At 30.3% G+C, this 12,274-nt stretch carries 12 protein-coding genes; 2 read left to right on the top strand and 10 right to left on the bottom strand.

Going from position 1 to position 12,274, the window contains the following annotated elements:
- Nucleotides 1-48: 48 nt before the first annotated feature.
- Entirely contained in the window at nt 49-1,206 is a 1,158-nt protein-coding gene (gene nagZ, locus KDK92_RS14820; protein ID WP_250860114.1) for a beta-N-acetylhexosaminidase, read from the bottom strand.
- 209 nt (nt 1,207-1,415) lie between these two features.
- Between nagZ and KDK92_RS14815 the strand changes: the two genes are divergently transcribed.
- Nucleotides 1,416-3,101 carry a hypothetical protein gene (locus KDK92_RS14815; RefSeq protein WP_250860113.1) on the top strand — a complete coding sequence of 562 codons (1,686 nt, stop codon included), beginning with the start codon at nt 1,416-1,418 and terminating at the stop codon, nt 3,099-3,101.
- A gap of 50 nt (nt 3,102-3,151) precedes the next feature.
- On the opposite strand, the gene KDK92_RS14810 is transcribed toward KDK92_RS14815, so the two are convergent.
- Together KDK92_RS14810 and KDK92_RS14805 are read right to left on the bottom strand one after the other, a co-directional pair.
- The gene (locus KDK92_RS14810) at nt 3,152-3,499 is read right to left on the bottom strand and encodes a RidA family protein (protein WP_250860112.1); all 348 of its coding nucleotides are present in this window, start codon (nt 3,497-3,499) and stop codon (nt 3,152-3,154) included.
- A 146-nt stretch (nt 3,500-3,645) separates the two neighbouring features.
- Nucleotides 3,646-3,795, bottom strand: a complete 150-nt coding sequence (locus KDK92_RS14805) for a hypothetical protein (RefSeq protein ID WP_250860111.1) — start codon at nt 3,793-3,795, stop codon at nt 3,646-3,648.
- A gap of 125 nt (nt 3,796-3,920) precedes the next feature.
- Here KDK92_RS14805 and KDK92_RS14800 point away from each other — a divergent pair, with 125 nt between their 5' ends.
- Nucleotides 3,921-5,258 (top strand): MATE family efflux transporter, encoded by a 1,338-nt coding sequence (locus KDK92_RS14800; protein WP_250860110.1) that lies wholly within the window; start codon nt 3,921-3,923, stop codon nt 5,256-5,258.
- 17 nt (nt 5,259-5,275) lie between these two features.
- On the opposite strand, the gene KDK92_RS14795 is transcribed toward KDK92_RS14800, so the two are convergent.
- The 7 genes from KDK92_RS14795 to KDK92_RS14765 all read right to left on the bottom strand — a co-directional run bounded on the left by KDK92_RS14795 (nt 5,276) and on the right by KDK92_RS14765 (nt 12,262).
- Complete coding sequence (locus tag KDK92_RS14795) at nt 5,276-5,989, bottom strand: DUF2161 family putative PD-(D/E)XK-type phosphodiesterase (RefSeq protein ID WP_250860109.1); 714 nt, start codon at nt 5,987-5,989, stop codon at nt 5,276-5,278.
- An 85-nt stretch (nt 5,990-6,074) separates the two neighbouring features.
- A complete protein-coding gene (locus tag KDK92_RS14790; RefSeq protein ID WP_250860108.1) occupies nt 6,075-6,386 on the bottom strand; it encodes a YbjQ family protein in 312 nt (103 codons plus the stop codon).
- A complete protein-coding gene (locus KDK92_RS14785; RefSeq protein ID WP_250860107.1) occupies nt 6,367-6,606 on the bottom strand; it encodes a hypothetical protein in 240 nt (79 codons plus the stop codon). Before KDK92_RS14785 ends, KDK92_RS14790 begins: the two co-directional genes overlap by 20 nt.
- 175 nt (nt 6,607-6,781) lie before the next feature.
- Nucleotides 6,782-8,563 (bottom strand): ABC transporter ATP-binding protein, encoded by a 1,782-nt coding sequence (locus tag KDK92_RS14780; protein WP_250860106.1) that lies wholly within the window; start codon nt 8,561-8,563, stop codon nt 6,782-6,784.
- A 13-nt stretch (nt 8,564-8,576) separates the two neighbouring features.
- A complete protein-coding gene (locus KDK92_RS14775; protein WP_250860105.1) occupies nt 8,577-10,316 on the bottom strand; it encodes an ATP-binding cassette domain-containing protein in 1,740 nt (579 codons plus the stop codon).
- 196 nt (nt 10,317-10,512) lie between these two features.
- Nucleotides 10,513-11,058: an RNA 2'-phosphotransferase gene (locus tag KDK92_RS14770; RefSeq protein ID WP_250860104.1), complete on the bottom strand. Its 546-nt coding sequence runs from the start codon at nt 11,056-11,058 to the stop codon at nt 10,513-10,515.
- A gap of 484 nt (nt 11,059-11,542) precedes the next feature.
- Nucleotides 11,543-12,262, bottom strand: coding sequence for a DUF4261 domain-containing protein (locus KDK92_RS14765; protein ID WP_250860103.1), 720 nt, complete (start codon nt 12,260-12,262; stop codon nt 11,543-11,545).
- Nucleotides 12,263-12,274 lie beyond the last annotated feature (12 nt).

The following is a 12,274-nucleotide window of genomic DNA, read 5'->3' as shown; positions in this document are numbered from 1 at the left end:
TGTACGTCACTCCTCATAATCAACAATAATTGTTTATTTTCATATGCCTTAATCTAATATACCATACTTTTCTTTAGTTTTTAAAATTCTCTTAACACTTTCTTCTACTCTTTCTTCTGATATACTTCCATCCCTCACTCCTTCAACTATACTCTGGACAGCTCCTGTAATATTACCTTCAGTATGACAAACCAAAAGAATATCAACTCCAGCCTCCACAGCCTTTCTACTAGCCTCTTTTATTCCGAAATTATTCTTTATTGCTCCCATTTCTAGATCATCTGTTATAATCAATCCCTTATACCCTAACTTTTTTCGTAATATATCTTCAATGAATATTTTTGATAAGGATGCTGGGTAACCACTACTATCAACTTTAGGTAGCATAAGATGCCCCACCATAATTCCATCTACTTCATTCTTTATAGCCTCAACGAATGGTATTAGTTCTCGTTTAGTTAAGTCTTCTAAACCATATTCCATAACTGGTAATCCTTTATGGGAATCCAGTACAGTATCACCATGCCCTGGAAAATGCTTCACAACTGATATTATTTCTTTTTCCTTGAATCCCTTTATCATCTCAATACCGCATTTACTAACTATTTCTGCATTATCTCCAAAAGCCCTATCTCCAATAACCTTGTTTTCTTTATTACTCCAAATATCAAGAACAGGTGCAAAATCCATGTTAAACCCATACATTCTTAATTCCTCTCCTACTAGCTCTCCAATATCTTTACAGATCTTCGGATTCCCCATCTGCCCAATCTTATAAATTGGAGGAATTGGAATTTTTCCTTTTGGCAGTCTTGAAACACGTCCACCTTCTTCGTCTACGGAAATGAAAAGTCCTATTTCATTATTTAAATCCTTTAGTTGGCTGTTCAGTTCTATTAACTGCTCCCTATCTGTTATATTTCTATTAAAGAGTATTACTCCACCTAAATTCTTTTCCAATATTTTATTCTTGTTCTCCTCACTCAATGAAACACCATTGAATCCTCCAATTATCATCTGACCAACTTTCTCTTCTAATGTCATACTCTCCATAATTTCTTCAATAATATCTTTCTCAACCTTCTCTTCGCCTTCAATTTTCTCTTCTAATTCTTCTCTTTCTTTCATGTTATTATTTTCAGTTATATTGCAAGAAACAAACACAACACTACTAAATAAAATTATATAACATAGTATTTTTTTCACTTCAAACCACCTCATTAGTTATCATTTAAATACATTCTATATCCTTATTTATTTTATCTAACTTTTATATTAACCATATCTTAATCTTTTTACCATAAAATTTAAAAATAATTCGAATTATTTTTCTCAATAAAATCTTTACTATGAATTTACTTGTCTATTTGGTATAATATGAAAGCATGTTTTTAATACTGAAATGGAGGGTTATTATGAACCAAAGAAAAGTTATTAAGCTGATTTCGATAGTACTTTTAGCAATGTTTACTTTTGTATCTTGTTCAAAAGGTGCTAAAGAAATTTCTCAAGCTTTACTCAAAACAGCTAAAATTAAATCATACACTTTTGATTCTTCAGCTAAAATGCATTTAGAATTTCCAGGAGAACTCATAGGTCTTGAAGGCTCTTTTCCTTTAGACTTAAAATTATCTAGCACAGGCGCTTATAAGCAAAATGCGGACAAGCTTCCTACAGCATTAGTTAATATGAATTTGGATGTAATGGATTTAAATTTTGATACTGAGTACTATATTGAACCATCAAAAGATGGTGAAAAGAATTTACAATACTATATGAAAATGCCAAAATTCATGAAGTCTGCTTTAGGTTTTGGAACAAAAAAAGAAGAATACTTAGAATTTAATCTAAATGAGCTTTTATCTATAATATCTTATGCTCCAATAGACAATGAACTTTATGAGCAAATCTTAACAAGCCAAGAAACAGCTATTGAAATGAATAAAGATGTTCTTGATATTCTTCAATCTTTAGGTACTGATAAATCATTAAAAAATATAATAACTGACAAAGGTTATCAAACACTTAAGAGAAGAAAAGGTACAATAAAAGCTAAAACTTACGAACTAAATATAAATAATGAGAATTTCAAATTACTTTTAAAGAGCATAGTTTCAAATGATGAAGCAATAAAGAAACTTTTAGAATTAACTAAAAAATATTCTGCTGAAATTGGTGAGATAGATGTAGATTCTATTTTAAGTGAATTGAATACAAACAGAGAAATGCTTTTATCTCAAATAGATGTTCTCCCTGATATATTAGGTGAAAAAGGATTAACATGTACTTTCTCTATCAAAAACGGAAATATTATTTACCAAAAATATGCTTTAGATATTAATGTTGAAAACATGGTAAAACTTCAAGCAGAAATAGAAACTAGTTACTATGACATTAATGATCCTATAAAAATTGCAAGACCTAAAATTGCTAATAATTCTATTAATGCAATTGAATTATTAAACAAGCTTGATCCTTTTTATGGAAAAATAGAAGAAGAAACTGTAAAAATAGAGTCAAAGAATAGTTCTTTTCTAAGAGAATTAATACTTCTTCAAGATACAGGAAGCTCCATCGAAGGTACAGTTAGTGATTATTTCTATCCTCAAGAAAAGGCTATATATCATTTCACTGACGAAGCTGGAATTGAAGTTTACTCAATTGGACTTGAATATTTCACTGATGAAAAGATTCAAGCAAAATATTCATCACCTTATGGTGATTATTCAATAGTTTATTCTCTAAAAGACAACATTGCTAGAACAGTTTATTTAAGCGAATACACCGAATCTACTGAGTTAATATCTGAGGAGAATATGTTAGGTTCTACAATGATTTCTGGACCTTTAAAAGAAGGTAACTTTTGGACTAACATTGATAACATTGATAACACTATTACTTATATTTCATCTGTAAGTACCGAAGTTACAACACCTAGTGGAACGTATAATGCAATAGAATTAATTAATTTCGTTGATGACAATAACTACATAATAAATTATTATGCAAAGGGGGTAGGCCTAGTTAAAACAATAACTAATCTGAACTCTGATTATGAGTCTGTAAATACTACCCTTGAACTTTCCAAAATTGAAAAATAAGAAACTATAAAAGAGGTTTGTCATTAGACAAACCTCTTTTAATCCATGTATTAAAGTGCAGCGACAACTGACATTTCTACTAATATTTCTTCTCTAGCCATTTTTGCCTCAACACATGCTCTAGCAGGTTGATTCTCTTTAGATACCCATGCATCCCATACTTCGTTCATTTCACTGAACATAGCCATGTCTTTTATGTAAATAGTTGTTGAAAGGATCTTTTCCTTACTAGACCCAGCTTTTGCTAATAAATCTTCTATTTTTTCAAGAACAACTTTTGTTTGTTCCTTCATTCCTTTTTCAGCATCTCCACATGTTTGTCCACAAAGATAAACCGTATTTCCATGTATCACTATTCTACTCATTCTTCCTGTTGATTCAATTCTTTTTATTTCCATTATAATACCTCCCGCAATTGTAAAATATAAGCCACTTATAAAAGTATCATAATATGCCTAATAATTCAATAAATACAGTGAAAATTATTAATTCTATATTAATTCGCCTTTTTTATATATGCTGACCAGCATAATTATCATATTCCTCATTTAGCATTACTATTATTCTCATTATTTACTGACTCATTTTTTATTGTGTTATTATTTGCTTCCTTTTTATCACATCCAATTAAGCTAGTACTAATTAATAATGAAAATATAATCATTATTAGAATAAACCTTTTCTTAATTATCATTTTTTCACCTCAATTACAACAATTTTTACTTCTTACTATTAATATATTGAAGTTTTACACTCTCCATGATATATTTTAAAAGTTAATTATATTTGTAATTTTTGACTCAGAAAGAAGGCATACTAATGAAAAAACAAAACAAAGCTCTTTTTAAACTTACATGGCCAATATTTGTAGAAAATATTATGTTCATGCTTTTAGCATTTATTGATACTTGGATGCTAAGTAGCTATTCTGATAGTGCAGCCTCTGCTGTAGGCGCTACTACTCAAGTAATATGGATGTTCACTATTATTTTTACCATAATTTCTGGTTCTTCTGCTGTCTTAACCGCTCAAAGCCTAGGAAAAAAAGAAAAAGCTTTAACATCAAAAATCGCAGCTATTTCTATGTTGCTTAGTTTATTAATAGGGGTAATTAGTAGTTTAGTTTTAATTCAGTTTAGAGTACCAATACTCAATGCTATTGGTGTTACTGAAAAACTCTTCTCATATTCCAATGAATATTTATTTTATGTAGGAGGCGCCATTTTTCTTCAAGCTCTATTAAGTAATTTATCTGCAATAATAAGAAGTCATGGATATACAAAAATAACCATGAAAGTAACACTTATCATGAATACTATTAATGCAGTTTTAGATGCTTTATTCATCTTTGGATTCCTTGGTTTTCCAATCTTAGGAGTAAAAGGTGTGGCTATTGCAACATCATTTAGTAGATTAATTGGATTAATTATATTATGTATTTTCTTTTTTAGAACTATAGAAAAACTCAATATCTTTAAACTTATTTTCCCACTACCTTTTGATATTATTAAAGATATGCTTTTATTAGGCGTTCCATCTGCTCTAGAAAAAATGAATTATAATGCTGCACAACTTTTTATGACTGCTATCATCCTTAGTAATTTAGGTGAGGATGCCTTTACAGCCAAAACATATGTAATGACTCTGGTTAGATTCTTCTTTGCAATATCTCTAGCCATTGGACAAGCTAATCAAATTATGGTTAGTAGGTATAAGGGCGAAAATAATTATGAACTTGCAGATAGAATTTTTTCAATCGCACTTAAAAGTGCATTAATTGCAACACTTTCTCTGAGTATACTTGGAAGTTTACTAGGTAAACAATTAATGTCCATCTTCACTGATAACAACTATATAATAACATTAGGTGCTACTATACTTATAATAGATATCCTTGTTGAAGTGGGCAGAACCTTCAACATAGTAGTCATAGATGCTCTAAGGGGTACTGGTGATACAATATTTCCTGTGCTAATTGGTATCATTTCTTTATGGTTAATCAGTATTGGTTTAGCATATGTTTTAGGTATCAGATATAATCTTGGACTAATTGGTATTTGGATAGCATTTGGAATTGATGAATGTTTAAGAGGAATATTGATGTACTTTAGATGGAAAAGTGGTAAATGGAAAAAAAAGACCCTTTCATCTCTATAAAAAAGAAATAGAAGCTCCTAAACAGGTTCTTCTATTTCTTTTTCTCTAATATTTTCAATAACATCACTATAATCTCTTAATGCTCTTTCACCTTTATCTGTAAGAGAATAGGTTCCTCTTTTTACCCTTTTAAACCAATCATAAAAATTTTTTTGTAGTATGCTTGAAGTCTTTTTGGTACACCCTAATTTGATTAACTCTTTTATTGAGATTTCACCATTTTCATTTATGTAGTACGCAATTTTAAGAGTTTCTTCCCTATATGCTGTGACTATTTTACTTTTGCTTACTCCCCCAGAATTAAAGTCCCCTGTTCTGTTATTGAACTCTTTAATAAGAGATTCCCTTTTCTTTTTATTTCTTCTTCTAACATTTTTCAGATTATATTCTTTTGGTTCAATGATAACTTCTACTTTATCTTTACTAACAAAAATAAGCCCTAATTCTAGTCTCTTTAGAAGATACTTTTTATCATTCCACTCTTTTGTGAAATGACTTTTTTTAGGTTTTTCAATTGCTAAGTATACATTTTCAGCTAATTTTTGTCTTAAACTACCTTGCAAAAGAAGTTTAAAGTTGAGGCTCTTCTTCATCTCAATTATGACAACATGTCCATCTCTATCCCCTACAATATCACAATCCTTAACCTCTCCTTTAACATTAAACCCTTGCCTTTCCAAGAATTTTTTTAATGGTGCATACATATCTGCCTCTTTTAAGATATTATTCATGTTTTCACCCTTATTATTGAATAATAGAGGATATCTAAAGTATTGTATAATACTTTAAGATACCCTCTAAATTTCAGACTATTTCCTATTTAAACTTAACTGCTGTACCATATGCCATTACCTCTGCAGCCCCTTGCATTACAGCACTAGTTGCATATCTAATATTAATTACAGCGTCAGCATTCATTCCTTCTGCTTCTTCTACCATTCTCTTTGTAGCAATAGCTCTAGCTTCATTAATCATCTCAGTATAAGCAGTTAATTCTCCACCTACCATAGTTTTAAATCCACTTAAAATGTCCTTACCAATGTGCTTTGATCTTATAGTAGACCCTTTTGCAACACCTAGCATTTCAAATTCCTTACCTGTAATGTAATCAGTAGTTACTAAAATCATCTTCATTCTCCTCCCTTAATTCTTTCAATCTTTCAATAACAGTATATATAATTGCACCAACAACTAACAACATTATAGCAAGTACAATCAATAATCCTATAGTAAAATTAGTTAGAGTAATCAAACCTGTTACCAGACCTAAAGAATAAACCAAACTTATTATAACCAAAATTATTCCGATTATAATAACTAATACTGGACTTTCTTTCTTCCTTCTCAATCTCATCACCTCTACTCTTTTATAGGTTATATTATATCACTTAACGTGGTTATTGTAAATATTTTTCTAAATTATTCTACACACTAATTTTAACATATATAGTGTATTATATTAATATTTTTTTTATTTTAGAGGGAAAGGTACCTTTCAACCATATTAACTTTATTGATTTCTTCTATCTGTACCATGATGATTGAAGGTTGTACATATTATAATAATTTCCTTTTAACTGAATTAACTCCTCATGTGATCCCATCTCAATTATTTCTCCCCTATCCATCACAATTATTCTATCAGCATTCTTAGCCCATCCGAATCTATGAGAGATAAATACCCCTGTTTTGTCCTTACATATCTTCATTAGCTTATTAAATATTTCTAGTTCTGCATTTGGATCTATAGCTGAAGTTGGCTCATCAAACACAAGGAGGTCTGCATCTTTGAATACCGCTCTTGCAATGGCAAGTTTTTGCCACTGTCCTCCCGATAACTGTCTTCCTCCATCTTTTAATCTTCCTAAAGTGACATCTAGTCCACCTAGTTCCTGATATAAATCATATAGGTCACATTTTTTTAAGGTTTCAATTATCTTCTCATCATTGTGATATTCTTCTATATTACCTAAAGCAATATTTTCTCTTAAAGTTAGCTGAAATTTGATGAAATTCTGAAAGACAACTGCTGGCTTGCTAGATATTTTGTTTTTTCCATTCCATAAAACTTCACCATTAGAAGCTTTATATTGCCCAAGTATCAACTTCACCAATGTTGACTTACCTGCACCATTTTCACCTACTATGGCGATTTTTTCTCCTTTTTGTATTTTTAGATTCAAATCATTTATTATATTCTTGTTACTGCTTATGTATTTAAAGTTCACACTATTTATTTCAATTGGAAGTAAACTATCCTTCTTCTTTTCTTCTAAATTTTTGACTTCCTTTAAACTTTCTTTCAACTTTAGTATCTCATTCAAATCATATAACTTTGTACTGCTTATATATAATTTACTTAAAGGCCATGTCAAGCTCATTATCTTATATCCACTAGATAACATTGCCATAAACAGAACTGAAATAGTACCTATTGTAACTTCTATAGAACTATTAATTCTATTAAGTAACATTAACAATACAAGAAATATTGCTATAGTCTGTACTAAGGTTACTATCATTCCAATCCGTATTTCATCTCGTCTAGCATCATATCTCTTCCTATGTTGTTTAGTTATGATCCCTCCCCAAAGATCTAAGAAATAATTTGAAGCATTGTAGATCTTCAACTCTCTAATTGTATTTGAATCTTCAAGTGTATTTGAGAGGTAATCACCCATTCTTCCCTGGAACGTAAGCTCTCTCCCTACTTTACGTACTTTCACCTCAGTTGAAAGTTTTAACCATAAACTAATCACCATCATTCCAACCACAACTATGACTATTATGAAATATCTACTAGTAGCAGCTAACCAAATGATACTCAAAAGGGATGAGAATATACTTATACTTGATACCAAATTCTGCATTATACCTACAAGGTGTTCTCCTACAACACTTTTGGCTCTCTCTAACTTATCACAGAATTCTTTATCATCAAACTTTTCATAATCAACCTTGTTCATTAAATCGACAATTTCACTTTTAAAGAACAAGGTGACTTTTGTGTTCATTGCGTTTTTGAAAATGTTCGTTAAAGCTTGAGATATAGCCTGTATTGCAAATATAGAGGTAAAGATTATTAATGGATGTACCACCTTAGAAAGTATGACCTTCCAACTTTCCTCTCCGCTGTTACTGACTATAATATTTATTATTTCAACCTGAGTTGTATATGTAAAAAATGTAATGACTCCACCTATAAAGGGAATAGTGAATGTGATAAACATAAGTAACGGCATCTTCTTGAAAATCTTAAATATTATCAACATTATGTTGTATATATTATTCTTTTTATTAATCATAAAGGCCCCCTTCTTATCCATGTAATTCAGATTGTGAAATATACATCTTCTCATATTTTCCATGTAGTCTCATTAACTCTGAATGGCTACCACTCTCAACAATTTGTCCATCTTCAAGTACAAATATCCTATCTACAGACCTTGCCATATAAAGTCGATGTGTAACAATAACAGATGTTTTATTATCACTAAGATTTACAAATGCTTCGAAAGCCTTTAATTCAGCTTTAGGGTCTAATGAAGCTGTTGGTTCATCAAATATGGTTAGCTGTTTCTCATTGAGATATGCCCTGGATATAGCCAACCTTTGCCATTGCCCACCTGAGAAGTCTCTTCCTCCAAATTCTGGACCAATTTGTTCATCTAGATAATCAACATATTCATTACTCTCTGCCTTGTTAAGTGCTCTATTAAGCTTTTTATCATTATTAAGATGTTTAATATCCCCTATGGCAATGTTTTCTCTGATTGGTCTCAACAATCTTGTATAATCTTGAAAAACCACCCTTGCCCCATTGACAGCCTCTTTTGCTTTTATAGACTCCCCTCCAATTGACCAGTCTATATTTCCATCCTTTTGTTTGTACAACCCTAAAATGATCTTAACCAATGTGGATTTCCCTGAGCCATTTTCTCCAACAAGAGCTATCTTCTCCCCCGGGTTTATTACCATATTTATTCCTTTAAGGGTGTTCTTTTCACTATCCTTATACTTGAAAGATAGGTCATTGATTACAATCTTCATTCCTTTGTCACACTCTGGTAATGCTCTCTGTCCCCTCATATCCTCTTGAACATTTAAAAATCCAATAAAATCTTTAAATCTTATGGTACTTGACTTCAATGAAGAATAATTTGTAGAAAATCTCGGTAATAAAATAAACAATTGAGATACCACTTTAAGTAGCATTACAAATACACCTGCTCCATTTCCACTTTTAGCGCTGATTATCACCAGTATTATCACACATGACCCGTTCATAATAGTGATCACAATATTTTGAAGAATATTACGTAACTCACCAGAGATAATCTTTTTCTGTATCTCTTTGAAGTTCGTTTTAAATATTTCCTTCCATTTCTTTTTTAAGTATGGTGACATATTATAAGTTCTGATTTCTTGTATTGTCTCTCTTTGAACTAAAAGATTGAATAGATAATCTAATATTAATCTTGAAGAAGATTGTTTTTGATAGATTTTCTCTTTATTTTTAACAATTTTTTTATTTGTAGAGAATTGTAGTAACAGACCTGCAAAAATTATAAATGATACTAGTGAACATTTATAATAGATTAATATTATGAGCAACGAACCTATTGTAGTAAAATCAACAATGCAATTCATCCATTGTTCAAAGAGTTCAAATAAGGGTAGGCGTTTAGCCCTTTCCCTAAGTGCTTTTATTTTTGGCCATTCAAGATATGTAAGTGGTAACTTAGAAGATTTTTCTAATATGAGTTTTTCTTTTTTATATAAACCTATTTCTATAAGACTAGTGGATGATAATGCTTTCATGGAAGCATTCATTGTATTCATGTAAATTACCACAACCAAGAATATCATAAGCAATAAAGCTTCCTTGTAAGTAAATGTTGAAGTTGAATTCTGAATTGTATCAATAACTCGCTTAGTTAAGATTAGTTCCCCTAAAAATAAAGGTACTGTTAAAATAGTTGTGATGAAATATAAAATCACATTTTTTTTATTCTCTGAATAGAATAGTTTTGAAGTGTAAGTTAAGCTTTCAAGCATAAATTCCCCCCTTTTTTGAACAGAAATATATTATAACATAATTTTGTAAAGTTATATATATTTTTGTAAGTTTTTATACTATTATAAAGGTTTATTTCTATTTTTCATATAAATCAATCTAACGTTAGAAAATAAAAAAATAGTACAATCAAGCAATATTTACTTTGATCATACTATCTACATATTATACTTCAATTTATTTTTCAAGAACTATATACTCTCTAGGAACGCAATCTGTTAACCAAACCCCATTCTCAGATAAGTAAAATTTAAACCCATCTCCATGCATCCTGCCTGCTTCTATATGTAGTATTATGGCCTTTCCTCGCCTATTCCCAACTTTTTCAGCGGTTTTTATATCCTCGCTTAGGTGGACATGTTGCCTAGACATTTTTAATAATCCTTTAGTTATTATATTATCTATAAACCTTTCTACAGTACCATGATAAAGAATACTTGGTGGAACACATTCTTTTAAATCTAATTCTACATATAAAGAATGTCCTTGATTTGCTCTAATCCTTTTCTTATCTTCACAAAATGCATATCTCTGTTTATTATCAGAAGCTACTATTTTATTTAACTCTTCTATTGTTATGTTCTTTCCATAAGCATTCATCTTCACTAATAGTTCCTCAACAGAACACCATCCATTCTTATCTAGTTTTATACCTATAACTTGTGGCTTATGCCTTAAAACTAAACTCAAAAATCTACTTAAATTCACATTTTTATTTTTCATAAAACACCTCTACAATTCACATTTAAGTATCTAATAGTTAATTTCCTCTATCTCATTTTTATCATATCTCTACCTATCAATATAATCTGCACCTATATCATCACACAAAATATGTTCATGCATAAGAGTCATTCCTAATTCTTTACTTGGAATTCTTCCACAAACAGTATTTATCATCCTTATTACCTCCAATTGTTAACTTATGTCCTATAACGTTTCTCTTTTTTGAAACTGTGCAGACTTATATAGCTCATTCCTTAGTCTGAAGAGTTTGCTTTGCTTTCCAAGAACCTTCTACAAAATATACCCCAGCTAGCAGGAATGATCAATAAAAATGCTAATAACAACCCCCAAATGTTAAACATATCAGAAAAATTAACACTTGTACCTAACAGCGTTTTAATATAAACGGTAATTCCTACAATAATAATTACGGGAATAATAAATAAACTCGCGACTAAACTTAGCTTAATTACCATAATCCTTATTTTTTCTTAAGCTCCCACACACCATATGGATTATAGAAAGGATGTTCTTCTTCAAAGTATGTACAAGGTTTATGATTTAATATATAATATGGAGAATTAATATCAATACTAAATGTTTCTCCACTTTTCAATACCGGTTTTTCATAAAGATTGTAAAGTAAAAATGTTTCCATTAGCTTTACAACTTCACTTGGATTATAATCGTCTTTTAATACAACAACATCAGGATAACCTAAACAATGCATACCACATGAATAGTAAAACTCTTCTTCACCCACAAATGTCACAAATGATCTAAAAGTATTATGAATTTCTTTTGCTTGAGCTGCACTTGTCCAATTTTCAACAGTGTGAGCTACACCTGATGATTCAACTTTTACAGCTATACCTCCAGCATTAAGCAATGCTAAACCTACATCTAACATTTTGTTTGCATCTTCAATACTTCCACCTTTCCCTATCACATATAACGTACAGCTATGCTTTTCAATAGCACCTAATTGTTCTGATGAAAAACTCCCCGCATATGAAAATGCTTCCTTAAGTTGCTTATCATGGCCATAAATCTCCACATCAAAAAAATCTTTTGTATCTGTTCTACTTAGGATACCACCTAAAAATAAATATCCCCCACTCTTTTCTGCAATTGTTTTCACTATATCAGTTCTATCTTTCCAAAATCCTGGTATCCCAAATATAATTTTTGATTCTAACATAATATATCACTC

This window comes from Oceanirhabdus seepicola, assembly GCF_023684385.1.
GTDB classification, from domain to species: domain Bacteria; phylum Bacillota; class Clostridia; order Clostridiales; family Clostridiaceae; genus Oceanirhabdus; species Oceanirhabdus seepicola.
The sequence above is the reverse complement of the archived record's forward strand: the minus strand, read 5'-3'. Positions and strand labels throughout refer to the sequence as shown.